The sequence below is a fragment of the Sphingomonas sp. Y38-1Y genome (assembly GCF_032391395.1).
Lineage (GTDB): Bacteria > Pseudomonadota > Alphaproteobacteria > Sphingomonadales > Sphingomonadaceae > Sphingomonas.
Window position 1 is genome coordinate 633599 of record NZ_CP135916.1, and the last position, 24638, is coordinate 658236.

At 69.6% G+C, this 24638-nt stretch carries 28 protein-coding genes and 1 tRNA gene; 12 read left to right on the plus strand and 17 right to left on the minus strand.

Annotation, left to right across the window (positions count from 1 at the left end; translation table 11 throughout):
• Positions 1-3: 3 nt before the first annotated feature.
• Complete coding sequence (locus RS883_RS02810) at positions 4-1257, minus strand: dicarboxylate/amino acid:cation symporter (RefSeq protein ID WP_315762437.1); 1254 nt, start codon at positions 1255-1257, stop codon at positions 4-6.
• Between the two features lie 84 nt (positions 1258-1341).
• Here RS883_RS02810 and glmM point away from each other — a divergent pair, with 84 nt between their 5' ends.
• A complete protein-coding gene (gene glmM, locus RS883_RS02815; RefSeq protein ID WP_315762439.1) occupies positions 1342-2682 on the plus strand; it encodes a phosphoglucosamine mutase in 1341 nt (446 codons plus the stop codon).
• Positions 2683-2905: 223 nt separating this feature from the next.
• Here the strand turns inward: glmM and RS883_RS02820 are convergent, their stop codons facing one another.
• Positions 2906-3271 (minus strand): DUF1244 domain-containing protein, encoded by a 366-nt coding sequence (locus tag RS883_RS02820; RefSeq protein WP_315762441.1) that lies wholly within the window; start codon positions 3269-3271, stop codon positions 2906-2908.
• 84 nt (positions 3272-3355) lie between these two features.
• Between RS883_RS02820 and pyk the strand changes: the two genes are divergently transcribed.
• The gene (pyk, locus tag RS883_RS02825) at positions 3356-4819 is read left to right on the plus strand and encodes a pyruvate kinase (RefSeq protein ID WP_315762443.1); all 1464 of its coding nucleotides are present in this window, start codon (positions 3356-3358) and stop codon (positions 4817-4819) included.
• Between the two features lie 115 nt (positions 4820-4934).
• Here the strand turns inward: pyk and RS883_RS02830 are convergent, their stop codons facing one another.
• The 3 genes from RS883_RS02830 to ykgO are packed head-to-tail and all read right to left on the minus strand — an operon-like array spanning position 4935 to position 7361.
• Positions 4935-6554 (minus strand): alkaline phosphatase family protein, encoded by a 1620-nt coding sequence (locus tag RS883_RS02830; RefSeq protein ID WP_315762446.1) that lies wholly within the window; start codon positions 6552-6554, stop codon positions 4935-4937.
• A gap of 40 nt (positions 6555-6594) precedes the next feature.
• Positions 6595-7209 carry an HAD family phosphatase gene (locus tag RS883_RS02835; RefSeq protein WP_315762448.1) on the minus strand — a complete coding sequence of 205 codons (615 nt, stop codon included), beginning with the start codon at positions 7207-7209 and terminating at the stop codon, positions 6595-6597.
• Between the two features lie 26 nt (positions 7210-7235).
• Entirely contained in the window at positions 7236-7361 is a 126-nt protein-coding gene (gene ykgO / locus RS883_RS02840) for a type B 50S ribosomal protein L36 (RefSeq protein WP_066575973.1), read from the minus strand.
• Positions 7362-7553: 192 nt separating this feature from the next.
• Between ykgO and RS883_RS02845 the strand changes: the two genes are divergently transcribed.
• The 4 genes from RS883_RS02845 (at position 7554) to RS883_RS02860 (ending at position 9927) form a co-directional block, all read left to right on the plus strand.
• Positions 7554-8159, plus strand: a complete 606-nt coding sequence (locus tag RS883_RS02845; protein ID WP_315762493.1) for a DUF4136 domain-containing protein — start codon at positions 7554-7556, stop codon at positions 8157-8159.
• The gene (locus RS883_RS02850; RefSeq protein WP_315762495.1) at positions 8156-9268 is read left to right on the plus strand and encodes a M14 family metallopeptidase; all 1113 of its coding nucleotides are present in this window, start codon (positions 8156-8158) and stop codon (positions 9266-9268) included. Before RS883_RS02845 ends, RS883_RS02850 begins: the two co-directional genes overlap by 4 nt.
• Positions 9238-9639, plus strand: a complete 402-nt coding sequence (locus RS883_RS02855) for a GNAT family N-acetyltransferase (protein WP_315762497.1) — start codon at positions 9238-9240, stop codon at positions 9637-9639. The genes RS883_RS02850 and RS883_RS02855 overlap by 31 nt, the downstream gene beginning before the upstream one ends.
• A gap of 132 nt (positions 9640-9771) precedes the next feature.
• The gene (locus tag RS883_RS02860) at positions 9772-9927 is read left to right on the plus strand and encodes a hypothetical protein (protein ID WP_315762499.1); all 156 of its coding nucleotides are present in this window, start codon (positions 9772-9774) and stop codon (positions 9925-9927) included.
• Positions 9928-9929: 2 nt separating this feature from the next.
• Here RS883_RS02860 and RS883_RS02865 read toward each other — a convergent pair.
• From RS883_RS02865 to RS883_RS02885, 5 genes are all read right to left on the minus strand, one after another.
• A tRNA-Thr gene (locus RS883_RS02865) sits at positions 9930-10005 on the minus strand.
• A 16-nt stretch (positions 10006-10021) separates the two neighbouring features.
• On the minus strand, positions 10022-10909 hold the full coding sequence (locus RS883_RS02870; protein ID WP_409977379.1) for a hypothetical protein: 888 nt from the start codon (positions 10907-10909) through the stop codon (positions 10022-10024).
• Entirely contained in the window at positions 10893-11234 is a 342-nt protein-coding gene (locus RS883_RS02875) for a hypothetical protein (RefSeq protein WP_315762501.1), read from the minus strand. The genes RS883_RS02870 and RS883_RS02875 overlap by 17 nt, the downstream gene beginning before the upstream one ends.
• Positions 11234-12580: a serine hydrolase gene (locus RS883_RS02880; protein ID WP_315762503.1), complete on the minus strand. Its 1347-nt coding sequence runs from the start codon at positions 12578-12580 to the stop codon at positions 11234-11236. Before RS883_RS02880 ends, RS883_RS02875 begins: the two co-directional genes overlap by 1 nt.
• A complete protein-coding gene (locus RS883_RS02885; protein WP_315762505.1) occupies positions 12540-13862 on the minus strand; it encodes a replication-associated recombination protein A in 1323 nt (440 codons plus the stop codon). The genes RS883_RS02880 and RS883_RS02885 overlap by 41 nt, the downstream gene beginning before the upstream one ends.
• Positions 13863-13961: 99 nt before the next feature.
• On the opposite strand from RS883_RS02885, the gene RS883_RS02890 reads away from it, so the two are divergent.
• Together RS883_RS02890 and RS883_RS02895 are read left to right on the plus strand one after the other, a co-directional pair.
• Positions 13962-14543: a PadR family transcriptional regulator gene (locus tag RS883_RS02890; protein ID WP_315762506.1), complete on the plus strand. Its 582-nt coding sequence runs from the start codon at positions 13962-13964 to the stop codon at positions 14541-14543.
• A gap of 11 nt (positions 14544-14554) precedes the next feature.
• Positions 14555-14875: a DUF2218 domain-containing protein gene (locus RS883_RS02895; RefSeq protein ID WP_315762508.1), complete on the plus strand. Its 321-nt coding sequence runs from the start codon at positions 14555-14557 to the stop codon at positions 14873-14875.
• 99 nt (positions 14876-14974) lie between these two features.
• On the opposite strand, the gene RS883_RS02900 is transcribed toward RS883_RS02895, so the two are convergent.
• Positions 14975-16120, minus strand: a complete 1146-nt coding sequence (locus tag RS883_RS02900; protein WP_315762510.1) for a glycosyltransferase family 1 protein — start codon at positions 16118-16120, stop codon at positions 14975-14977.
• A 99-nt stretch (positions 16121-16219) separates the two neighbouring features.
• Here RS883_RS02900 and RS883_RS02905 point away from each other — a divergent pair, with 99 nt between their 5' ends.
• Positions 16220-16438 carry a DUF2945 domain-containing protein gene (locus RS883_RS02905; RefSeq protein WP_315762512.1) on the plus strand — a complete coding sequence of 73 codons (219 nt, stop codon included), beginning with the start codon at positions 16220-16222 and terminating at the stop codon, positions 16436-16438.
• Here the strand turns inward: RS883_RS02905 and RS883_RS02910 are convergent.
• Genes RS883_RS02910 through RS883_RS02925 form a run of 4 tightly spaced genes read right to left on the minus strand, consistent with a single transcriptional unit; the run spans position 16399 to position 19480 of the window.
• Complete coding sequence (locus RS883_RS02910) at positions 16399-16800, minus strand: STAS/SEC14 domain-containing protein (protein ID WP_315762514.1); 402 nt, start codon at positions 16798-16800, stop codon at positions 16399-16401. The genes RS883_RS02905 and RS883_RS02910 overlap by 40 nt on opposite strands.
• Before the next feature lie 50 nt (positions 16801-16850).
• The gene (gene epsC / locus RS883_RS02915) at positions 16851-17780 is read right to left on the minus strand and encodes a serine O-acetyltransferase EpsC (protein WP_315762516.1); all 930 of its coding nucleotides are present in this window, start codon (positions 17778-17780) and stop codon (positions 16851-16853) included.
• 3 nt (positions 17781-17783) lie between these two features.
• Positions 17784-18590, minus strand: a complete 807-nt coding sequence (locus RS883_RS02920; RefSeq protein WP_315762518.1) for a phosphate/phosphite/phosphonate ABC transporter substrate-binding protein — start codon at positions 18588-18590, stop codon at positions 17784-17786.
• On the minus strand, positions 18587-19480 hold the full coding sequence (locus RS883_RS02925; RefSeq protein WP_315762520.1) for a fatty acid desaturase: 894 nt from the start codon (positions 19478-19480) through the stop codon (positions 18587-18589). The genes RS883_RS02920 and RS883_RS02925 overlap by 4 nt, the downstream gene beginning before the upstream one ends.
• A gap of 170 nt (positions 19481-19650) precedes the next feature.
• Between RS883_RS02925 and RS883_RS02930 the strand changes: the two genes are divergently transcribed.
• Complete coding sequence (locus tag RS883_RS02930; protein WP_315762522.1) at positions 19651-20952, plus strand: dicarboxylate/amino acid:cation symporter; 1302 nt, start codon at positions 19651-19653, stop codon at positions 20950-20952.
• Here the strand turns inward: RS883_RS02930 and RS883_RS02935 are convergent.
• Positions 20949-22463, minus strand: coding sequence for an ABC transporter permease/substrate-binding protein (locus RS883_RS02935; protein ID WP_315762524.1), 1515 nt, complete (start codon positions 22461-22463; stop codon positions 20949-20951). The genes RS883_RS02930 and RS883_RS02935 overlap by 4 nt on opposite strands.
• A complete protein-coding gene (locus RS883_RS02940; protein WP_315762526.1) occupies positions 22460-23215 on the minus strand; it encodes an ATP-binding cassette domain-containing protein in 756 nt (251 codons plus the stop codon). Before RS883_RS02940 ends, RS883_RS02935 begins: the two co-directional genes overlap by 4 nt.
• 56 nt (positions 23216-23271) lie before the next feature.
• On the opposite strand from RS883_RS02940, the gene RS883_RS02945 reads away from it, so the two are divergent.
• On the plus strand, positions 23272-24048 hold the full coding sequence (locus tag RS883_RS02945; protein WP_315762528.1) for an SDR family oxidoreductase: 777 nt from the start codon (positions 23272-23274) through the stop codon (positions 24046-24048).
• Positions 24045-24422 (plus strand): bleomycin resistance protein, encoded by a 378-nt coding sequence (locus RS883_RS02950; RefSeq protein ID WP_315762530.1) that lies wholly within the window; start codon positions 24045-24047, stop codon positions 24420-24422. Before RS883_RS02945 ends, RS883_RS02950 begins: the two co-directional genes overlap by 4 nt.
• The last annotated feature ends 216 nt before the right edge of the window (positions 24423-24638 follow it).

A 24638-nucleotide genomic window follows, 5' to 3' on the forward strand; every position in this document is an offset into this window, starting at 1 on the left:
GCGCTACTCGCTGAGCAGCGCGTCGGCTTCCGTGCCGCCCAGTCCCTCGGCCTGGCCGCGCGTCACGACGCTGGTGACGGCGAGGTCCATCGTGACGTTGCCAAGCGTGCGGACGATGTCGGGCATCGTCTCGACCGCGACGAGGAGCGCCAGCGGCTCGATCGGCACGCCCATCGCCAGCGCGATCGGCGCGATCGAGGAGACGAAGCTGATCGTGCCGGGCAGGCTGACCGCGCCCAAGGTGGTGATCGCCGCGGCGGCGATGCCGATCGCGATCTGTTCCGGCCCCAGCCGGATGCCGAACACGTGCGCGACATAGAGCGCGACCGACAGGTTCATCGCCGGCCCGGTAAAGCGGAAGATCGCGACCGCCAGCGGCAGCACGACGCCTGAGGCTGCGACGGGCAGCCGCAGCGCTTCGGCGCCGCGCAGCATCGCGGGGAGCGAAGCGAGGCTCGACTGCGTGCTGATCGCCACCGCCTGTGCCGAGCCGGTCGCACGCAGGAAGTCGCGCAGCTTCACGCGGCCGGCGAACACCGCAGTGGGATAGGCGAGCAGCCAGACGAGGATGCCGGTTCCCGCGACGACCGCGACATAATGGACGAGCGCCCCGAACGCTGCCGTCCCCGCCTTGGCGCCGACGACATAGGCGAGCGCGAACACGCCGAGCGGCGCCAGCCACAGCACCCAGGTGATGACGACGAGCATCGCGTCGGCGATCGCCTGAAAGAAGCGCGTCAGGAGCTCGCGCGGCTCGGGCGCCAGACGAGTGAGCGCGAAGGCGAAGGTGACGGTGAAGACGATGAGCGGCAGGAACGCATCCTCCGCCGCGGCCGATACCGGGTTGGTCGGCACCATCGCGACGAGGAAGTCGGAAAAGGGCGGCACCGGGCCGACGGGCGCGGCACTGGTGAAGCTCGCCTTCAGCGCGGCGCTCGCCGCGTCGCCTAGGGGGAAAAGGTCGAGGAGGGTCAGCGTGAACAGCGCGCCCAACGCCGACGAGGTCCACAGACAGATCAGGAAGACCGCGATCGCGCGGCCGGCAAGCTTGCTCGCCCGCGCCGCTCGCGCCGTCGCCGCGACGCCGGTGACGAGCAGGGCGACGACCAGCGGCACGATCGTCATCCGCAGCGCATTCAGCCACATCGTCCCGATCGGCTGTGCGAGGGACGTGCCGGCGATGGCCGCGTCGGGCCGCCATGCGGCCAGCGCAATGCCCGCGGCGATGCCCGCGATCAGCGCCAACAATATTCGCATCGGCTGCGACATGCTCGCCCTTCCAAAAAGGCCGCGCTATCAGGCGGCCGGACCAATCGGCGCAACGTGTAGCGGGATCGCGTAATGGCAAGAAAATATTTCGGCACCGACGGCATTCGCGGCGCCACCAACATGGCGCCGATGACCGCCGAAATGGCGATGCGTGTCGGCATGGCGGCGGGCGCACACTTCCTGCGCGGCGACCACAAGCATCGCGTCGTGATCGGCAAGGACACGCGACTTTCGGGTTACATGCTCGAAAACGCGATGGTCGCCGGCTTCACCGCGGTGGGCATGGACGTGGTGCTGCTGGGACCGGTGCCGACGCCCGCGGTCGCGATGCTGACGCGATCGATGCGCGCCGATATCGGCGTGATGATCTCCGCCAGCCACAATCCCTATGTCGACAATGGCATCAAGCTGTTCGGCCCCGACGGCTACAAGCTGTCCGACGACGACGAGGAAGCGATCGAGGCGCTGATCGACGGTACCGTCCCGCTCGTCCCCTCCGCCGAGATCGGCCGCGCCAAGCGGATCGAGGATGCCCGCGGCCGCTACATCCACTTCGCCAAGGCTTGCTTTCCCGAGGATCTGCGCCTCGACGGGCTGAAGGTGGTGGTCGATTGCGCCAATGGTGCGGCGTATCAGGTCGCTCCTTCTGCGCTGTGGGAGCTGGGGGCCGAAGTCGTCACGCTCGGCGTCACGCCCAATGGCAAGAACATCAACGACGGCGTGGGGTCGACCGCCCCCGGTGTGCTTCAGGAGACGGTGGTCGCGAGCGGCGCCGACCTCGGCATCGCGCTCGACGGCGATGCCGACCGCCTGATCGTCGTCGACGAGCAGGGCGCGGTGGTCGACGGCGACCAGTTGATGGCAACGATCGCACTCGGCTGGGCGCGTCGCGGGCGGCTGAACGGCGGCGGGCTGGTCGCGACGGTGATGTCGAACCTGGGGCTGGAGCGCCGGCTGGCGAGCGAAGGCTTGGAGCTCATCCGCACCAAGGTGGGCGACCGGCATGTGCTCGAGACGATGCGCTCGCGCGGCTATAATGTCGGTGGCGAACAATCGGGCCACATCATCCTCTCCGACTATGGCACCACCGGCGACGGCCTGGTCGCCGCGCTCCAGGTGCTGGCCGAGCTGGTGCGAGACGGCCGTGCGGCGAGCGAGGTGCTCCACCATTTCGACCGAGTGCCGCAGGTGCTGAAGAACGTCCGCTACGAACGGCCCGCCAAGCCGCTGGAGGCGGCGCCGGTGATCGACGTGATCGCCGCGGCCGAGGCGGAGCTTGCCGGCCGCGGGCGGCTGCTGATCCGGCCTTCGGGCACCGAGCCGGTGATCCGGGTGATGGCGGAGGGCGACGACGCGCGCCAGGTCGAGGCGGTGGTGGACCGCATCTGCGACGCGGTGCGCGCGGCGGTCTAGGGAGGTCGACCGTTTGCCCCGTTGGTGGTGCCGACCGCCTCTCCACCGTTCGTGCTGAGCCTGTCGAAGCACGTGGGGAGCCACACCGCTTGCGGCATGTCCTTCGACAAGCTCAGGACGAACGGGCGAAATCAAGACCGGCGTTCGTTTCGAGCGTAGTCGAGAAACGGCTTCTCGACTTCGCTCGAAGCGAACGAGGAATTTTAGCCAGTACGGAGGATGGTCACCGCGGCTCGGTCATCGCCGGCGGGTCGCTGGCGGGGAAGCTGTCCTCCAGCGCCTCGTCCAGTGCGTCCTCGCGCGGGTTCCTCGCGACGCTTTCGTTCATGCGCGCGATCTGGTCGGGCGTTGCGGCGACCTGATGCTGCGCCTTCCAGTCCGCATAGGGCATGCCATAGACGATCTCGCGCCCCGCATCCTTCGGCATGCCGCCCGCTTCCGCCACCCAGTCGCCCAGGCAGTTGCGGCAGAAGCCGGCCAGCCCCATCAGGTCGACATTCTGCGCGTCGGTGCGATGCTGCAGGTGCCTGACCAGCCGTCGGAACGCCGCCGCCGCGACCCGGTCGTCCAGTTCGTCGATGCTCGCCATTGTTAGCGCAATCCTATGCATGGTTGATCGCCCGCCAATATCGGTTACCAACCGCGCCGGACAAGCCGAGGAGCGTTTCTTCCCATGACCAAGGCCATGCCGCCCCGTTCGCGACAGGTGCGCGTGCTCGCGACGCTGGGCCCCGCCAGCAGCAGCCCCGAGATGATCGCGGCGCTGTTCGAGCGCGGCGCCGACGCGTTTCGCATCAACATGAGCCATGGTGACCAGGCGTCGAAGATCCCGGTGATCCAGGCGATCCGCGCGATGGAGGTCGAGTATCGCCGGCCGACGACGATCCTTGCCGATCTTCAGGGGCCCAAGCTGCGCGTCGGCAAGTTCGCCGATGGGCGCGTCATCCTCGAACCCGGGCAGCGCTTCGTCCTCGACCGCTCACCTGAGCCCGGCGATTCGTCGCGCGTCGAGCTGCCGCACCGCGAGATCTTTGCCGCGATCGCGCGCGATGCGCGGCTGCTGCTCGACGACGGCAAGCTCGTCCTGCGCGTTACCGACCATTCGGACGACCAGATCGAGACGGTGGTCGAGGTGGGCGGCGCGCTGTCCAATTCGAAGGGGCTGAACGTTCCCGACGTCGTGCTGCCGATGGCGGCGCTGACCGAAAAGGACATCAGCGATCTCGCCTTTGCGGTCGAACAGCAGGTCGACTGGATCGCGCTGTCGTTCGTGCAGCGGCCCGAGGATCTGGCCGACGCGCGCAAGCTGATCGCCGGCCGTGCCGCGCTGCTCGCCAAGATCGAGAAGCCCTCGGCAGTGGCGCGGCTCGACGAGATCGTCGAGCAGTGCGACGGCGTGATGGTCGCCCGCGGCGACCTGGGTGTCGAACTGCCGCCGCAGTCGGTGCCGCCGCTCCAGAAGCGCATCGTCGAGACCGCGCGGCGGCTGGGCCGGCCGGTGATCGTCGCGACGCAGATGCTCGAATCGATGATCTCGGCGCCGACACCGACGCGTGCGGAAGTCTCGGACGTCGCGACCGCGGTCTATGACGGCGCTGACGCGATCATGCTGTCGGCGGAAAGCGCCGCGGGCGCGTGGCCGGCCGAGTCGGTCGCGATGATGGATGCGATCGCCAACGCGGTCGAGCGCGACCCGGCGCATGGCGACCGCGTCCACTTCACGGTGACGACGCCCGATCCGACCACCGCCGACGCGCTGGCGGCGGCGGCCAAGAACATCTCGATCACGGCAAGCGCGTCGGCGATCATCTGCTTCACGCTGTCGGGCTCGACCGCCCGCCGCATCGCGCGCGAGCGGCCGTCGGTGCCGATCCTGGTGCTGACGCCGCGGGCGCAGACCGCGCGGCGGCTCGGGCTGCTCTGGGGCGTCCACGCGATCCAGACCCGCGACGTCGCCTCGTTCGAAGAAATGGTCGCCAAGGCCAAGCGCATGGCGCTGCGCCACGGCCTCGCCAAGGGCGGCGAGCGCGTCGTCGTGTGCGCCGGCGTGCCGTTCGGCGTGCCGGGATCGACCAACGTGCTGCACGTCACGCAGATCATCGGCGACGAGCTAAAGAACTACAGCCACGAGGGGTGAGGCGGTATCTCCCCCTGGAAGGAGGGGTCGGGGTGGGTTGGTAGCGAATGATCGGGCCGGCTGCCCCGAGCGAGCCGACCCACCCCCAGCCCCTCCTTCCAGGGAGGGGGGCGGCTCAGCGCTTTATGGCGCAGGTGTCGGCCGGCCCGCCGTCCAGGTCGAGGCAGCGTCCGTCGACCTCGCCCGGCGCCAGCTTCAGCCCAACCAGCGCCGCGAAGCTCGGCATGATGTCGACGGTTTCGACCGCAAGCGGCTGTTCGAACCGGCCGATCCCCTTGCGCCAGAACAGGATCGGCACGCGGCGGTCGTAATCCCAGGGGCTGCCATGCGTCGCGCCGGTCTGGTTCGGGGTGATCGCAGGCTTCAGGAACACGAACAGGTCGCCCGACCGTTCGGCGTCATAGGCGGCACGCTGGCGCTCGGCGATCGACCAGGTGTCGGGCGTGCCGGTCGGCATCGGCGTCGCGCGCACCTCCTCGGCAGTCAGCACCGACGCGACCTGGGGCGAGGCGCGCCAGGCGGCGATCGCCGCGTCGCGGACGCGGGTGCGCCACTCGCCGGTCAGCTCGGGCGCGAGCCACACGTCGCCGTTGAGCGATCCGTAGAGCAACTGCCCGCCGGTCCAGCCGAGCTCTGCCGCGATCTTCTTGCCGAGCGACGAGGGCGCCAACGCCGGATCGACGCGCGCGGCGTGCGGTACCGCTCGCTCACGCTCGCGCTCGGGCAGGTCGTTGCCGCCATGATCGGCCGAGAAGCCGACGACATAGTCGACCCCCGTCGCATCGAGCGCGTCGAGCAGCGCCCCCACGGTGCGGTCGAGCGCCGCGACCTGGATGCACATCTCCGACCCTGCGGTGCCATAGCGGTGGCCGACATAGTCGGTCGCCGACAGGCCGACGGTCAGCACGTCGGTGGCGGGACCGCTGCCGAGCTTCATGTCGGCGACGACGTCCGCGGCGAGCTTTCCGATCGCGGCATCGAAGTCGGGCGACGCCTTCCACAGGCTCTCGTTGCCGCCCGCGCGCTCGAAGCGGCCGGCGCCCATCACCGCTTCGCCGACCTTGACCGGGCGGCTGATCGATTCGCAGAAGTCCGGAAGCGGCTTGGCTGCCGCAGGCGCAGCGATCGCGGCGCGTGCGGCATCGTTCGCCGCCACGACGGTCTTCGGCGCCGCGGTCTTGAGCGTCGATACGAAGCCCTGACCGTCGCGCCAGAACCAGATCGCGTCCATCTTGTGGCCGCCCATCATGATCGCCGCGCGATCCTTGCCCGCGATCGAGACGGTGCGCGTGCGCCGGTCGCGCGCCTTCATCCGCTCGCCCAGCGTCGGCACGCGCAAGTGAAGGTCGCTCGGCACATAATCCTTGAACGTGCCCAGCCGCTCGTCCTCGGCGCAATAGACCTCGCCCGGCCGCGGCCCTTTGAACGAGAACCAGTTGTTGGCGATGATGCCCGTCCGTGCCGGTCGGTCGCCGGTCATCAGCGTCGAATGGCCGGGGCACGTCTCGGTCGCGGCATGGCTCTGATAGCCGTTGGGGAACACCGCGCCCTGCGACAGGCGCTTGAGCCCGGCTTGGTAGAAGGGTCGATACTCCTCGAACACGTCCGTCGAGAACTGGTCGGCGGAGATCATGACGACGAGCTTGGGCGGGGTCGTCGGCATCTCCTGCGCGGCGAGCGGCGCGGCGAGGAGGGTGACAGCGGCGGCGAGAAGGCGGAAAGGCTTGGCGATCATGCCCCGCCCTTCGCGCGCAACCATGACGCTTTCGTGGCGATCAGCCCGCGAGCAGCCAGTGTTCTTCGAGGAAGCGGCGGAACGCGGACGCGTCGGTGAAGCGATGCGCATGGATGCCGACCGCATTCGCCGCGTCGACATTGGCGGGGTTGTCGTCGACGAACACCGCATCGCCCGGCTCCAGCCCGAAGCGGGCGAGCGCGAGGTCGTAGATCGCGCGATCGGGCTTCACCAGCCGCTCCTCGCCCGACACGACGATGTCGCGAAAGCGATCGAACAGCCCCGGCCATTCGGCGCGGAAGGGTGGCCAGAATTCGTGGCTGAAATTGGTGATCGCATAGAGCGGCACGCCCGCGGCATCGAGCGACTCGACGATGGCGTGCATGCCCTCGACCGGCCCGCCGACGCTCTCGTTGAAGCGCGGGCCCCAGGCGGCGATCAGCTCGGCATGGTGCGGATGCTCTGCGATCAGCTCCGCCGAGGTGTCGGCGAAGTTGCGGCCGGCATCATGCTGAAAGTGCCATTCGTGCGTCAGCACGTCGCGCACGAACGCGTCGAGCGCCCGATCGTCGCCGATCAGGCGCTCGTACAGGAACCGCGGGTCCCAGTGGAACAGGACGTTGCCGATGTCGAAGATGACGGCATGCGGACGCACGGCCGGACGATCCTCGACCAAGCGAATCAGCCCTGGCGCGCCTTGAAGCGACGCTGCGTCTTGTTGATGACGTACACGCGGCCACGGCGGCGGATCACGCGGTTGTCGCGGTGACGCCCCTTGAGCGACTTAAGGCTGTTGACGATCTTCATGACCGGCTCGATTCATATCCAGAATTACGCGGGAAAAAGCGAAGGCGCCGCCTAGCCGCGAGGGGCGCGGGCGTCAAGGTGCAACGGCCATCCGGACCGACCACGCGAAAGCGGGAAGCCAAAGCGTTGTCGGTGCGTTACGACACCCACGCCGCAGCGCATCCTCGCGGCGCGTCAGGAAGGAAGCCCGCCATGCGTGTTCGTTCGCTCGTCCTTTTGGCCCTGCCGGCGTTTTTCGCCAGTGCCTGTACGACGGGCGGTGTTCGAACCGGGCCGGTCGAGGTGATTCGCTATCACCTGGGCACGCCGATCGCGCCGGGCACCTTCCTCGTCGACCGCAATGCCGGGCGCGGCACCGCCAGCCTGTCGAGCGATTATGACATGATCGTCGATGCGGTCTCGGCCGAACTGTCGCGCATGGGCTATACGCGGGTGCCCGAGGGCGCGGGATCGCTCTACACGCTGGAGGTCAGCGTCGATCGCGGCCAGGTCGGCACGACGCGCGTCGGCCCGCGCTTCGGCATCGGCCTGGGCGGCGTCTCGGGGGGCATGGGCGGCGGCGTCGGCGGCGGGGTCTCGACCGAGCTTGGCGGATCGACCCGCGCGCTGATCGGCAGCGACGTCACCGTCAAGATCCGCCGCCGCACCGACCAGACGGTCGTGTGGGAAGGCAATGCCCGCACCAGCGGCACCGCGCCTGCCAGCGCCGATGCCGCGGCGAACCAGGCAGGCCGCCTCGCCAACGCGCTGTTCAGGGACTTTCCGGGCCAGTCGGGTTTCACTACCACGGTGCCATGACGATCGACGTGAACGCCGCTTTCGACAGCGGCAATATCGAGTTGGTGGGGATCGAGGGCGACCGCGTCGACCTCGAGATCCGCCGGGATGCCCATTCGGACTTCTACCAGTGGTTCCACTTTCGCGTCGCCGGCGCGAAAGGGCGGAGGCTGACCTTTCGCCTGCTCAACGCAGGCGGCGCGGCCTACGCCTTCGGATGGCCCGGCTATCGCCCGCGCGTGTCGAGCGATCGTCAGGCGTGGCCGATGGTCGAGCGTGCTTCCTATCGGGACGGCGTGCTCGAATTCGATCATGCGATCGACAGCGACGTCGTCTGGTTCGCCTATTTCGCACCCTATTCAATGGAGCGCCACCACGACCTAGTCGCGCGCATCGCCGCGGCGCCGGGCGTGTCGCACCGGACGCTGGGCCTGTCGCTCGACGGGCAGTCGATCGACTGCCTGGATATCGGCAACGGGCCGCGGCAGGTGTGGATCTATGCGCGCCAGCATCCCGGCGAATCGATGGCCGAGTGGTTCATGGAAGGCGTGCTGGAGGCGCTGACCGATGCCGCAAACCCTATCGCGGCGACGCTGCGGGAGAAGGCGACGCTGCACCTCGTCCCCAACATGAACCCCGACGGGTCGCGGCGTGGGCATCTTCGCACCAACGCGGCGGGCGTGAACCTCAACCGCGAATGGCATTCGCCGAGCCTGGAGCGCTCGCCGGAGGTGCTTGCGGTTCGCAACGCGATGGATGCGACCGGCGTCGACTGGGCGATCGACGTGCATGGTGACGAGGCGATCCCGGCCAACTTCTTCGCCGGGTATGAGGGCATCCCGTCCTGGACGGGCGCGCATGGCGAGCGCTTCTACGATTTTCAGCGTCGGCTGGCGGCGGGGACGCCGCTGTTCCAAACGAAGCTCGGCTATGACAAGGCGTCGGCGGGGCGTGCCAATCTGTCGATGTCGACCAACCAGCTTGCCGAGCGGTTCGGCGCGGTGTCGATGACGCTGGAGATGCCGTTCAAGGATCATGATCCCTCGCCCGACCCGGTCGAAGGCTGGTCGCCCGCACGTTCCAAGGCGCTGGCGCACGCATGCCTGGCGACACTCGCCGACGTGATCTGATGGACCTGCGCGAGGGGCAGCTCAACCATCCGGCCGTCGTCGCGCTGCTCCAGACGCATTTCGCGGGGATGCTCGCCGCGTCGCCGCCGGGCACCTGCCACTTCCTCGATCTGTCGGGGCTGAAGGTGCCCGAGGTCACGTTCCTGACCGCGTGGGATGGCGACGCGCTGCTCGGCTGCGGCGCGCTCAAGCGGCTGGATGCGGGGCATGGCGAGCTCAAGTCGATGCGCACCGCCGCCGACGCGCTCCGCCGCGGCGTGGCCAGCGCGATTCTGGAGGCGTTGATCGACCGCGCGCGGCGTCAAGGTCTGACGCGGCTCAGCCTGGAAACGGGTACCGGCACCGCCTTTGCCGCGGCCGAGGCGCTGTAGCGGCGGCGCGGGTTCGTCTCATGCCCGCCGTTCGCGGATTACGAGGCGACGGACTTCAATCAGTATCTGACGATGGCGCTCTGATGGACCCATCGCGCCAACCAAGGCGTTGATCGGCCGAGGAGAATGTCCATGGCCGACCGCGATCCGCATGCCGAAAAGCGTTCCGACGAAGGCGAAGACCGCGAGCCCGAGGGCAGCCGCCCACAGGAAAAGGTCGAGGACCGTCAAGTGGTCGGAACGACGACGCCCGATGCATATCCTGACAAGGCCAAAGGCGCGCAGTAGTTTGGTGCCGGTTGCAGGAATCGAACCCGCGACCTTCGGTTTACAAAACCGCTGCTCTACCAGCTGAGCTAAACCGGCGTTCGCGCTCTTTGCGTCAGGTGATGCCGAAGGTCCAGCCTTCGGTGCGTGCGATCTCGCCGGTCAAGCCGCGCGGTGACCAGAGTTCGGGGCGGTGCGCGACCGTGCGGAGCCACGCGGCCGTCAGCAGCGCGTCGCTCTTGTGGTCGTCGATCGGCCCGGTCCGGCCGACCGGCTCGCTGCCGAGCGCCGTCAGGGCCGCATCCAGCGCGGCATAGTCGCGCATCTTGGCGCGGCCCTTCGCGCGTCCGGCGGCGATGGCGGCGAGCGCCGTGTAGATTTCGAGCACGACCGGGCCCGATGCGGGCAGCGGGTCGAACGGCCAGAGTGGGATGTGCCCAGACAGCCGGTGGAGCACGCGCATCCCCGTCAGGCTGGACTTGCCCACCTGTGCCGCGCCGACGAGGTTGAGGTTGCTGTACGGGTTGAGCCCCTGCTCGCGCTGCGCGACTTCTGTCACGCGAAGGCGACCGCGGCCGGTGAAGAACTCGCCCTTTCGGCCGCCATGACGACGGAGGTGCCGGGCGACTTCGGGATCGTCGACGAAGCTTGCGGCGCCCAGATGCGGGTCGTCGGCCGCGATGCGCTCGATCAGCGCCCAGAGCGCGCGGGCATCGCCCGGGCTCTCGGACCAGCCGGGGAAGAACGCGCCGGCATCGGCGAAGGGGAGCGAGGCGCCGAGATCCAAGCCTACGATCGCATCGTCGGGCAGATCGGTGAGGAGCCAGTCGAGCACCTCGCGGCGCGACCAGAGATGGCCCGGCCGCACCAACGCCGGCGCCGCATCGCCGCTCGCGCACATCGCCACCGCAATCCCGCGCTGCCGCTCGCCAGCGGCGCCCGACCAGTCGATGCCGACGAAATGGCCGAAGCGATTAGGCCAGATCTTAAGGCCTTGGGCCAAAGGCCGCGCGCTCCGTCTTCTTGGCCACGTCCCACCAGCGCCGCGCGATCAGCGCCTCGATCCGCTCGCCCGCGGCGCTGCCGTACCGGACCAGCACCGCGGGCCAGCCGCGATAATGGTCGGTCTCCCAGAAGCTGTTGGGATCGGTGTCGATCAGCACCGCCTTTTCGTCCTGCCCGATCATCAGCACGAAGCTGTCCGGCTCGCGGCCAGGCGCGATCAGCGCCTTGCCGTTGTGCTTCGGAACGGGCGATCCGTAGTAGCTCGCCATCGTCACGCCCGGCAGCGTGCAGGCATAGGCGATGGCGGCGTTCCAGTCCTGCATCAACGCGCCTCCAGCACCGCCCTGGTGAAGCCGGCGATGTCGAACGTCGCGCCGGTGCCGTCCTCACCCCGGCGAACGACGACGAGGCGGGCGGCGGGGACGACCATGACATACTGCCCGCGATTGCCCTGCGCGGCGAAGCTGCCGGCGGGCAGGCCCTGGTCGGGACCGAACAGCCACAGCGTCGCGCCATAGCCGGGGCCGCTCGCGGGCTGCGGTCCGGCCGGCGTCGTCATCCGCTTCACCCAGCCCGCGGGCAGCATCCGCTTGCCCTGCCACACGCCGTCGTCGAGCCAGAACTGGCCGAGCCGGGCAAGGTCGCGCGCGGTCGACCAGATCTGGCTCGACAGGATGAAGTTGCCGCGCCAGTCCTGCTCGGCGACGGTGTGGCTCATGCCCAGCGGACCGAACAGACGCTGTGGCAGTGCCTGGTAGGCGCGCTCGCCAAGCCCTTCGCGGAGCGACCGGACGGCGAGCAGCGTGTCGTTGTTGGCGTAGCGGAAGCGCGTGCCCGGTTCGGCTTCCAGCGGCCAGCCGGTCGCCTGCTCGTCGACCGCGGTACCGCCGAAGTAGAGCGCGTCCGTCCGATTGCCGGCATGGTCGCTGTGCAGCCCGCTCGCCATCCGCATGAGGTTGTCGAGCGTGATCGCATGGCGCGGGTCGCCCGGCGTCGCCCAGGCGGCGATGCGCGCCGGCCTGTCTGGATCGACCGCCGACATGCCGATCAGCGTACCCGCGATGCTCTTCGCCACCGACCAGGTGCGGTTGGAGACGAACGGTCCCCAGCCAGCGCCATAGCGCTCGCCGACGACCTGTCCATCGCGGAGGATGATGACGCCCGCGGTCTTCGCCTTGGCGCCGAACCCGCCCGCGAAGGCGCGCTCGATCGTGGCGGCAAGCGCGGGGGAGGGGCGCGGAGCGATGCCGGCATCGCCCATCGGCCAGGCGCGCGCGTCGGCGCCGGCGACGGGCGTCGGCGCCTTGCCCGTGGCGGCGGGCGGCACCCAGCCGATCGGCTCGCTGCGACAGCCGCGCCCGGCGGCAAAGGTCGATACGCGCGGCGGCAGCTTGTTATCGAACGCCACGCTCACTCGCCCACGCGCGCGGTCGACTGTTGCGGGCAGGCCGGCGATCAGCGGCTGATAGTCGGGATAGATGCCGGCAAGCTCGTCGGCGGTCACTTGCGCCTCGGTCCGGCCGGCGTTGAAGATGCCGCTGCACAGCATCGCCGCCTTGTACCCCGCGGCGATCGCGCGAGCATAGGGGGCGGTGGGCGCGGGCGCGACCGCCTGCGCCGCCGCGCCGCTACTCGCCGTCAGCGCCGCGAAGCTCAGCGCGGCGCGCATCCCACCACGCCATCCGCTCGGCGATGCGCTTCTCGAACCCGCGCTCGGTCGGCTCGTAGAAAGCTTCGGCATCCATTTCCTCCGGCCAGTAATCGGCGCCCGAAAAGCCGCCCTCGCGATCATGGTCATAGGCATAGCCGGCGCCATAGCCGATATCCTTCATCAGCTTGGTCGGCGCGTTGAGGATGTTCGGCGGCGGCATCAGCGATCCGGTCGCGCGCGCCGACTTGAACGCGGCCTTCTGCGCCCGGTACGCCGCATTCGATTTGGGTGCGGTCGCGAGATAGAGGCACGCCTGCACGATCGCGAGCTCGCCCTCCGGGCTGCCGAGAAAGTCGTAGGCGTCCTTGGCGGCGAGGCATTGCACCAGCGCCTGCGGATCGGCGAGCCCGACATCCTCGCTGGCGAAGCGGACGAGGCGCCGCAGCACGTAGAGCGGCTCCTCGCCCGCGGTCAGCATCCGCGCGAGATAGTAGAGCGCGGCCTGCGGGTCCGACCCGCGCAGGCTTTTGTGGAGCGCGGAGATGAGGTTGTAATGTCCCTCTCGATCCTTGTCGTAGACCGCGACGCGGCGGTGGAGCAGCGCCGACAGTCCGGCGGGATCGAGCGGTTCGGCGAGGTCGACGGCGAACAGCGTCTCGACCTGATTGAGGAGGAAACGGCCGTCGCCGTCGGCGCTGGCGATCAGCGCGGCGCGTGCCTCCGCCGTCAGCGGCAGCGCGCGCCCGACCTCGACCTCCGCCCGCGCGATCAGCTCGCCGAGCGCCGCGGCGTCGAGGCGGTGAAGGATCAGCACCTGCGCGCGGCTCAACAGCGCGGCGTTGAGCTCGAACGACGGGTTCTCGGTCGTCGCGCCCACCAGCGTGACGGTGCCGTCCTCGACATAGGGGAGGAAGCCGTCCTGCTGGGCGCGATTGAAGCGGTGGATCTCGTCGACGAACAGGAGCGTGCGGCGGCCGGTGCGGGCATGCTCGCGCGCCTCGGCGAACACCTTCTTGAGATCGGCGACGCCGGAAAACACCGCGGAGATCTGCGCGTAGCGAAGCCCAACCGCGTCAGCGAGCAGTCGCGCGATCGTCGTCTTGCCCGTACCCGGCGGTCCCCACAGGATGATCGACGACAGACGACCGGCCGCGACCATCCGTCCGATCGCGCCCTCCGCCCCGGTCAGGTGATCCTGCCCCACGACTTCGTCGAGGCCGCGCGGACGCAGCCGGTCGGCAAGCGGCGGATCAGGCGTGGGCGGGGGTGGCGGGGTAAGGTCCCCGAACAGGTCGGCCATGATCCCCAAGATAGCGTGCGCTGAAAAAATTGCAGCGGACCTTGCGTCGCTGCTTTCAAGATATATCTTGAGCGCGTCAAGAATCATCAAGGAAATGAAATGCACGGACGATATCATGGCTGCGGCGGGGGACCGCGCGGCCGATTCGCGATGCGGGGCGGCCGCCACTGGGGGCCGTTCAGCGTCGAATGGGACATGGGCGGCGGTCCGCGCCGCGGCGGCGGGCGGCGGCGCTTCGACGGGGACGAGCTTCGGCTCATCCTCCTCAAGCTGATCGCCGAGGCGCCGCGCCACGGATACGACCTGATCCGCGAGATCGAGGCGCGGACGGGCGGCGCCTATGCGCCCAGCCCTGGCGTCGTCTATCCGACGCTGACGATGCTCGACGAGATGGGCCATGTCGCCCAGCAGGCGAGCGAAGGCGCCAAGAAGCTGTTCGCGGCGACGCCCGAGGGCGAGGCGCACCTGGCCGAACATGCCGAGCAGGTCGAAGCGCTGATGGCGCGGCTGGCCGACCTCTCCGACGCCAAGGCGCGGGGCGAGGGTGGCCCGGTACGGCGCGCGATGCACAACCTTAAGGCAGCGGTGATCGGCCGCGTCGGCAAGGGTGCCGACACCGAGACGCTGCACGCGATCACTGATATCCTTGACGACGCGGCGCGCCGCATCGAGCGGCTTTGAAGGGAATAACGATGAGCTTTGTCACCGAAGCCAGGGTGCCGACGACGAGCGGCGGCAAATATCTCCAGCAGCTCTGCAAGCATTGGAGCCACAATCTGGCGGTCGAGTTCGACGCCGATCACGGCCGCGTTGTTTTCCCCAAGGACGCGCGCGGCGCGGACTGGCCGGGCGACGCAGTGGTCAGCTTCGACGCCGAGCCCGAGACATTGGCGATCCGCATCGAGGCGAGCGCCGACGGCCAGCGCCAGGGGCTGAAGGGCGCGGTCGAACGCCACCTCGACCGCTTCGCGTTCCGCGAGGCGCCGATGACGTATGATTGGGTGGACGCATAACGCAGCGCCCTCGTGCTGAGCTTGTCGAAGCACGTGTTCCGCGTGGCACGCCCTTCGACAAGCGCAGGGCGAACGAGGGATTGGGTGGTCAGCTGGCTGCTACCGCGCGCGCATCATTTCCAGATAGGCGTCGAGCACCGCCTGGTTCGCGGTCTTCCACACATATTGTTGCGCCGCGCGGTGCCCCGCCGCGCCCGCTGCCTGGCGGAGCGCCTCGTTCTCGACCAGCCGCTGGATCGCGTCGGCATAGGCGGCGACGTCTGTCGGCGGGACGAGGAAGCCGGTCACGCCCTCCTCGACCAAGTCGATCGCGCCGGTGGCGCGCGCGGCGACGACGGGCACGCCCGCCGCCATCGCCTCGGTCGTGACGTTGCCGAAGGTCTCGGTGACGCTGGGCATGAAGAACACGTCCATCGACGCGACCGCCTGGCCGAGCGCGTCGCCCGACTGGAAGCCGGCGAAGACGGCGCCGGGCACGCGCTCGGCGAACCATCCGCGCGCGGGGCCTTCGCCTACCACCAGCACCCTGTGCGGCACGCCGCGCCGCTGAAGCTCGCCGATCACCTCGGCAAAGATGCCGAGCCCCTTTTCGAGCACCAGCCGACCGAGAAAGCCGATCGCGACCTCGCCATCCCGGATGCCAAGCGACCGCCGCCAGTCGAGACTGCGGCGCGCCGGCGTGAAGCGGTCATGGTCGATCCCGCGCGACCAGATGCCGATCGGGCTCGTCACGCCCCACTCGCGCAGCAGCGTGGCCATGCCGGGGCTGGGGACCATGACCCGGTCGGCGCGGTTGTAGAAGCGCGTCGACAGCCTGACCGCCAGCGGTTCGAGGAAGCCGATCCCGTAATAGCGCGGATAGGTCTCGAACCGCGTGTGGAGCGAGGCGAGTGTGGGAATACCGTTCGCCCGTGCCCAGCTCAGCATCCGGTGCCCCGACCAGTCGGGCGCGGAGACATGGACGATGTCGGGACGATAGGCGGCAAGGTTCTCCCGCACGATCTTCGGCAGGCCGCGCCCGAGCTTATATTCGCCGCGCCCCCCCGGCAGCGCGACCGCGGGCACGTCGACCAGCTCGCCGGTCGCTGGAAAGGCGGGCTCCGCTACCGTCGGCGAATAAGCGCGAACGGTCACCCCGGCGTCGATCAGATGCGCCGCCAATCGGTTGAGCGCCTGATTGGCGCCGTCCCGTACATAGTTATAGTTGCCGCTATACAGGGCAATGCGGAGCTTGTCGGGTTGCATTTCAGGCGCGCTTAGACCGGATACGGACCTTTGGCCATTGGAACGAAGGTGACGGACACCGGTTGATTTTGCGAGAACAGGGCCATCGGAGCAGCCGGGATGTCGAACGCCTTTCGCAAGGGTCAGTCGGTGAAGTGGGAATGGGGGAAGGGCACCGCCAAAGGCAAGGTGGCCGACAAGTTCACGCGCCGCGTCCAGCGCACGATCAAGGGCTCGAAGATCGTCAAGAACGGGACCGAAGACAATCCTGCATACCTGGTCGAACAGGATGACGGCGATCAGGTGCTCAAGCGTGGCAGCGAGCTGAGCGCGGGCTGAACTGCGCGGCGGCCGCCGATCAGCCAGTCCATCGCCGCATCCGCGCTGCCGGTGACCTCCAGATAGGGTTGGCGCATCTCGCGGCCGACCTGCATCTGCGTCAGCGTGCTTTCGGTGACGACGGCGATGCGGCTGGCGGCGGGGAAGCCAGCGAACTCGCGCCGGAACGCGCGCAGGCCCGCCTGCGACTGGACGCCCGCGCCGCGCATGTCGATGCGCAGGAGATAGCCGGGTGTGAACTGCGCCTCTGCGAACGCCTGTCGCAGCGAGGCCGCATAGCGCGACACCTCGCGCGGGCAGAACAAACCGTTCCAGCTAACGTCGAGCAGCTCGAACCCGCGATCGAAATCAAAGGCATACATGGCGTTTCATGACTGGTCCCGAATGGTTGCCAAATCATGAGCGCCGGCGGTCAGCCGTCCCGCCCATGCAGCCGCGCGTCGAGATCGGCGGCCTTTTGCAACGGGAGGATGGTGGCGACCGGCTGCGCGACGACGCTGCCGGACGGCACGTCGTCGAGCAGCCAGACATTGCCGCCGATCACCGATCCGGCACCGATGCGGACGCGGCCGAGGATCGTCGTCCCGGCATAGATCGTGACGTCGTCCTCGACGATCGGATGCCGCGCCAGCCGCTCGCGCGGGCCGTCCGACGACAGACCGATCGGCGCCCGCGCCCCGAGCGTGACATGCTGGTAGAGGCGCACGCGCTCACCCACGATCGCGGTCTCACCGATGACGACGCCGGTGCCGTGATCAATGAAGAAGCTGCCGCCGATCGTCGCGCCGGGATGGATGTCGATGCCGGTACGCGCGTTGGCGAGTTCGGAGGCGATGCGAGCGACGATCGGCGCGCCCAGCCGATAGAGCGCGTTGGCGATGCGATGATGCAGGATCGCGGCGGCGCCGGGATAGCTGATGAGGATCTCGTCAATGCTGCGTGCGGCGGGGTCGCCGATCAGCGCGGCGGCGAGGTCGCTGTCGAGCATTGCGCGGATCGCGGGCAGCTCTTCGGCGAACCAGGCGGCAACCTCCGCCGGCTGGTCGGGCTCAAAGGCGTCGGCGGCCTCCGCCTGCCAATAGGCGAGCTCGATACCGACCTGTTCCTCGACGAGATTCAGGGCCTCGCCCAGCCGATCGGCGACGAACCTATCCTCGGCGTCATGTGCGCCGCGCCAGCCGCCGAGGCGAACGGGATAGAGCGCGGCGGCGACCGCCTCCACCATCAGCGCGACGCGAGAGCGGTCTGGAAAGCGGTGCGCGCCGAGCGCATGCGTCTCGCCGCGCGCCTGGCGACGCAGCGCGGCGAGAGCCTCGACGATGTGCGGCGGTGCGGACGACATCGCTCAGTGGAGTATGGGATAACCGAGCGCCGCCGCTTCGCGCTCGATGGTGCGGATCGCGGCATAGCGGTGCCCGCCGACGGGCACGATGTCGCCGAGGAACAGCGCCTCGCGGACGGCGGCAAGTGCAGGATCGCGTGCCGCGGCGACGAGCGCTTCGCGCAGCGCGGCGACCGTCGCGGCGGGGGTCGAGCGCGCAGTGACGAAGGGCAGCGCGGGCACCGATCGCGTGACCGCAAGCTGGCGCAGGCCGGCGATCGCCTCGGGCTCGAACCGCTCGATCGCGGCATAGGTCACGGCGTCGATCGCGGCGACGTCGGCGGCGCCGGTACGGACCGCCTCCAGGCTGGCGCGGTGCGAGCCGGTCAGCTGCACGCCCGCGAAGAAGCGCTCGCCGCCGGCAATCGGCGCCACCGCCGCGCGCAGCAGGTTGGCGCCGGTGTTAGAAAGCGGCGCGTTAACGGCGACTTTACGCCCGCGCAGATGGGCGAGAGCCGTGGCGGGCTCATCGGCACGCACGACGACGCGGCTACGATGCCGGCCCGGCGCGCAATCGGCGACGGCGTAGCTCGGTACGGCCACGACGCGGAGGTCGAGGTCCGGATCGGCGACGAGCGGATAGCCGCAGCATTGCGCGAGCAAGAGGCCGGGGTCGCGCCACGCCGCCTTGACATCGCGATGATCGAGTGCGGCGGGCGCGTCGATGCCGCGCGCGTACAGCTTACCGGCGATGGCGCGCCACAGCGCCTCGTTCGCCGGACGCTGCGCAGGATGATCGTACATCCCGAGCGATGCCACGGCGCCGCTCATCCGTCATGTCCCGGGTGGACCAGCCGATCGTGCGGGCGAAGCGCGAAGCGGCGCACGATCTCGCCATAGCTGCGGTGCGGGCGGCCGGACTGGGCCTCCAGACGGTTGCGATGGCGGCGCTGATGCGCGGGCAGACGGTACCAGGCGAGCTCCGGACGGTCGTGATGCGCGGTGTGGAGATGGTTGTTTAGATACAGGAGGCCGAGCAGCCCGCCGTGCTCGACCGTCGCCGCGCGGGCGGGGCCGGGGATGTCGGCGCGGTGCTCGGCAAAGGAGCGCAGCAGCGTCAGCGACGTGCCCGGCCAGACGATGAGAAGGATGTAGCGCAGCGTCCCGAAGCCGCTGGCTTCGAGACAGGCGACGATCCCCGCGACCGCGAGCAGATGCGGTGTCCAGTCGCGCAGCACGCGCACGGGTGCCACGCGCACCCGCCGCGCCTCTTCGCCGAGCAGCGCCATCACCGCGAGCGGCGGGCCGAATACCAGCCGTCCGATCAGCGTCGCCTGTACCCGCGCCCGCCACCGGCCGCGCCCATCGCCGCCGACATAACGCGATTCGGGATCGTGGAGCGGATCGGTGATCGCGGGACTGCGGTGATGGGCGACATGGCTGTCGCGATAGATGAAATAGGGCAACCACAGCGACAGCGGCACCGCGCCGACCAGCGCGTTGATCGTCCGGCTACGCGTCGGGTGGCCGTGGATCGTCTCGTGCTGGAGCGAGCCGTGCCACGCGATCAGCCACGCGCCGGCCGCCACCGTCAGCGGCCACGGGATCGCCGCATGGAAGCCGATCAGCGCCGCCCACCCGGCATAGATCACACCGGCCAGCAGGATCGTCGGCCATTCGACCGCGCGTTCGGTTGCGGTCGTCTCCGTCACTCGTCTCATGGTTTAAACATCCATCATGAGAGTAGGAATTGAAAGCCAAGTTCTGCGATGAAGCGGCAAAGCCGTGCTTGCCCGTACCCAAGCGTAGGCGACCTACGGATCGATCGGCGGCTATCTATATTCCCTCTCTCAGATCGGATTTGCTATCGAGAGACGAAGGAATGGACGACATGGCGAGCCGGACAGCGACACAGCGCTGGCCCTCGTTCGGGGTGCAGGTGCTGATCGGCATGGCGGCGGGCGTCGTGCTGGGGCTGGTCGCGCGTGAGACGGGGGCGGTGGCGCTTGGCGAGGCGCTGCGCACGGTCGGCGGCTTGTTCGTCCAGTTGCTGAAGGCGTTGGTGCCGCCCCTGATCTTCACCGCCATCGTTGCGTCGATCGCGGCGCTGCGCGAGCTCGAGAACGCGGCGCGGCTGGTGGTCCGGACGCTCGCCTGGTTCGCGATCACCGCGCTGATCGCGGTGACGATCGGCCTTGCGCTCGGCCTGCTGCTCCAGCCGGGCGTGCATGCCGGCGTCGATGCCGCGAGCGCCGCGCGACCGGCGACCAGCGGAAGCTGGCTCGACTTCCTCAAGGGGCTGGTGCCTGTCAACCTGCTGGGGCTCGGCGCCCATACCGCGATCGTGGAGGGCGCGCCGCGCACGACGGTGTCGTTCAACGTGCTCCAGATCATCGTTGCGGCGATCGCGATCGGTGCGGCGGCGGTTCGCGTCGGGCGGCAGGGGGAGGCGTTCCTCGCCTTCAATGCCTCCGCACTGGCGATCTTTCGCCGGCTGCTGTCCTGGGTGATCCGGCTGACGCCGATCGGGACGGCGGCGCTGATCGGCGATGCGATCGTTCGCTATGGCTGGTCGGCACTGGGATCGCTCGGCAGTTTTGCGCTCGCGGTCTATCTGGGGCTCGGTCTGGTGCTCTTCGTCGTCTATCCGGCGCTGCTGGCGGCGAACGGCATCGCGCCGCTCCGCTTCCTTTCTCGCGCATGGCCGGCGATCCAGCTGGGCTTCGTCTCGCGATCGTCGATCGCCACGCTGCCGGTGACGCAGGCTGTCGCCGAGCGCGAGATGGGGGTGCCGAGCGCGTACGCCGCCTTTGCCGTGCCGCTGGGCGCGACCACCAAGATGGACGGGTGCGCGGCGATCTATCCGGCCGTGGCGGCGTTGTTTGTCGCGCAATTCTATGGCGTGCCGATCGGGCCGGCCGAACTCGTCCTGATCGTGTTCGTGTCGGTGCTGGGCTCGGCGGCGACCGCCGGATTGACGGGGGCGACGGTGATGCTGACGCTGACGCTGTCGACGCTGGGCCTGCCGCTGGAGGGCGCGGGGCTGTTGCTGGCGATCGACCCCATCCTCGACATGGGGCGGACGGCGGTCAACGTGGCGGGGCAGATCGTCGTGCCGACGATCGTCGCCAAGCGCGCCGGGTTGATCGAGGCGCGGGAGCCGACGCCGGCCGGAGAAGCGCTCGCCGCCTAGAGCCCGATCGCCTTGGCCAGCCAGCGCGCGGCGGCGGTCGGGCTCTGCTTGTCGGTGTCGCGATCGACGCGAAGGTTCGCCTCGCGCATCGCCTCGACCTTGATCCGCCCGATCAGCGGCCGGAGCGCGGCGACGAAACGGGCGTCCTCGGCGCGCGCGGGCGAGAGCAGCAAGAGCGCGTCATAGCCGGGCATCGCGCCCTTTGGATCGGTCAGCACCTTCAGCCGGTCGGCGGCGATGCGGCCGTCGGAAGAAAAGGCCGAGATGACGTCCGCCCGGCCGCTCGACAGCGCGCGGTACATGAAGGTCGGGTGATAGGCATTGGCGCGCGCGAACGCGATGCCATAGCTGTCGCGGACCGCGCGCCATTCGGGCCGCTCCAGAAACTCGACATCGGTGCCGAAGGAGAGGCGCGGCGCGACGCGGGCGAGATCGGCGAGACTGGCGACGCCGAGTTCCCGCGCGCGGTCGCCCTTCATCGCAAAGGCATAGGCGTTCTCGAACCCCAACGTGCCGAGTACGCGGACGCCATGCTCGCGCCGCGCCCAGTCGCCGACCCCCGCGACGATCGCCTCGCGGCCGGGCACGTCGGTGCGGCGCATCTGGTTGGTCCAGAGCGTCCCTGAATAATCGACGCCGACGTCGATGTCGCCCGCCGCCAACGCCTTGAACCCCACCGCCGAGCCCAGGCCGTCGCGATAGCGGACGCGGTAGCCCGCCGCGGTCAGCCGGTCGCCGATCAGCCGGGCGAGGATGAACTGCTCGGAAAAGCCCTTCGCCCCAATCGTCACCGTGCCCGCGCCGCCCGCCGCCCATAGCGGCGCGAGCGCAAGCGCGGTCGCCGCGGCGAAGGCGGCGAGCGAGGCGCGGACCTGCCATCGGCGCCCCTTGGCAAGGCCGCGCTCGATCCCCGCCAGCAGCAGATCGGCGACGAGTGCCAGCGCGGCGGAGGCGAGGCAGCCGGCAAGGACGAGATCCCAGCTTTGCGTCTGGAGCCCGGCAAAGATGAGGTCGCCCAGCCCCTCGGCACCCACGGTGGTCGACAGCGTCGCCGCGCCGATCGTCCACACCGCCGCGGTGCGGATGCCCGCCATCGCGACGGGGGCGGCGAGCGGCGCCTCGACCCACCACAATTTCTGTCGCCGCGTCATGCCGACGCCGTCCGCCGCCTCCGCGACCGCGGGATCGATCCCGGCGAGCGCCGTCACCGTGTTCCGCAGGATCGGCAACAGCGCATAGAGCGTGAGCGCGAGCAGGGCGGGGAGGAATCCGAGTGCGGGCACCGCGCCCTTGGTCAGGAGCAGCAGCGGATAGAAGAGCGCTAGCAGCGCCAGCGTCGGGATCGTCTGGATGAGCGCGGCGAAGCCCAGCGCCACGCGCGACGCGATCGGGCGGTGCGCGGTCCAGACCGCCAGCGGCAGCGCGATCGCGGTGGCGAGCGCCAGCGCGCTGAGCGACAGGAGCACGTGTGCGGCGATCAGGTCGGGGATGCGGGCGAGCGCGTCGCTCATCGTGCCCCGATCGCCGCCAACCGGTGCGCCTGATCGCGAGGCACGGCGACGAGCGCGTCGGCGACCGGCCCCGCGCGCCCGGCGAGCAGGTCGGCAGGCGCGGCGTCGGCGGCGATCCGCCCCTCCGCCACCACCAGCACGCGGTCGGCGAGCAGGAGCGCCTCTGCCATGTCGTGCGTTACCATCAGCGTGGTGAGGCCGAGATCGTCGTGAAGCGCACGCACCCGCCGGCCGAGCGCGTCGCGCGTCACCGGATCGAGCGCGCCGAACGGCTCGTCCATCAGCAGCAGCCGCGCCTTGCCCGCCAGCGCGCGGGCGACGCCGACGCGCTGGCGCTGGCCGCCCGACAGCTCGGCGGGCATGCGGTCGGCGAGTTCGCGCGGCAGTTCGACCTGATCGAGGCGCGCGGAGACGTCGACCGGCGCGCCGCCGATCCGCTCGGGCATCGCGATGTTCTGCGCGACGGTCAGGTGCGGGAACAGGCCGACGTTCTGGAAGACGTAGCCGATGCGGCGGCGCAGCTCGTGCGGGCGGGCGGCGGCGACATCCTTGCCGTCGATGAGGATGCGGCCGGTATCGGGGACGACCAGGCGGTTGATGGTCTTGAGGAGCGTCGACTTGCCCGATCCCGATCGGCCGACCAGCGCCACGAACGCGCCGCCGGGGATGTCGAGCGTCACGCCGTCGACCGCCGCCGTGCCGCCGAACGCTTTGGTCACGCCGTCGAGGGCGAGGGTCGGCGGGGCTGGCATCGCGCGCGGTTGTGCGGAATGATGGCGCCAGCGTCAAAAGCAAAAGGGATGAGGGGATGGCGAAGCGGCTGTTCGTGACGGGCGGCGCGTCGGGGATCGGGCGCGCGGCGGCGCAGCTGTTCGCGGCGCGCGGCTGGCAAGTGGGCCTGGCCGACGTCAATGAGGCGGGACTGGCGGCGGTCGCGGCCGAGTTGCCCGCGGGGATGGCGAGCACGCACCGGCTGGACGTGCGCGACCGCGCCGACTGGGCACGCGCGCTGGCCGAGTTCGCGGGCGAGGGCGGGATCGACGTTCTGTTCAACAATGCCGGCATCGCCGTCGGCGGTCCGTTCGCTGAGACCGACCCGGCCGAGATCGACCGCTGCGTCGCGATCAACTTCATGGGCGTGGTCAATGGCGCACAGGCGGGCTTTCCGTACCTCAAGCGCGCGCCCGGATCGTGCCTGCTCAACACCGCGTCGGCGGCGGGCATCTATGGCTCGGCGGGGCTCGCCATCTATTCGGCGACCAAGTTCGCGGTGCGCGGCCTGACCGAGGCGCTGGACGGCGAGTGGCGCGGCGAGGGCGTCAAGGTGCGCGCGCTGATGCCGAGCTTCATCGACACGCCGCTCCTCGACGCCGCGGTCGCGGGATCGAACAGCAACGCGCGCGAGCGGGTGCGTGCCGCCGGCCTCGAGTTTACGCCGGTCGAGCGCGTGGCGGAGGCGGCGTGGCGCGCGGTGCATGGCGACGCGGTCCACACCGTCGTCGGCAAGACCGCCGAGCGGATGCGCTTCGCCGCGCGCTGGCTGCCGGGCAAGCTGCGGGCGCAGATGGCGCGGGGTGGCATGTGACCGACCGCGCAGTCCCCAACCTGCCCGCGCGCGATTTCGGCGCGACCGAGGCGTTCTATGCGGATCTTGGGTTCGTGCAGGTGTATCGCGACGCGGGGTGGATGATCCTGGGGGCAGGATCGGTGACGCTGGAGTTCTTTCCGTTCCCCGAGCTCGATCCGGCGGCGAGTTCGTTCAGCGCGTGCCTGCGGCTCGACCATCTGGATGCGTTGGTGGCGCGGGTCGAGGCGGCGGGGGTGCCGCTCGCGGCCAAGGGGTTTCCGCGCTTCCATCCGCCGCAGGTCGAGCCGTGGGGCGGGCGGATCGCGTATCTGGTCGATCCCGACGGGACGCTGCTGCGGCTGATCGACAATCGGAGTTTGGGGGAGGCGTAGGCGCGACCAGTTCATGGCTGGGCTCCGCAGCCCCCACCAGCGTTCGTTTCGAGCGAAGTCGAGAAACGGGACTGGGCACGCCATCAGCGTTTCTCGACTTCGCTCGAAACGAACGCTGGGGAGGGAGCAGGTTCCTCCATGGCGGAGCGCAACCCGCCCCCAGTTTAGCCGCCCCAAGCCATGCTTGACTGGCCCTGCGCGGCCCGCGCCCCCATC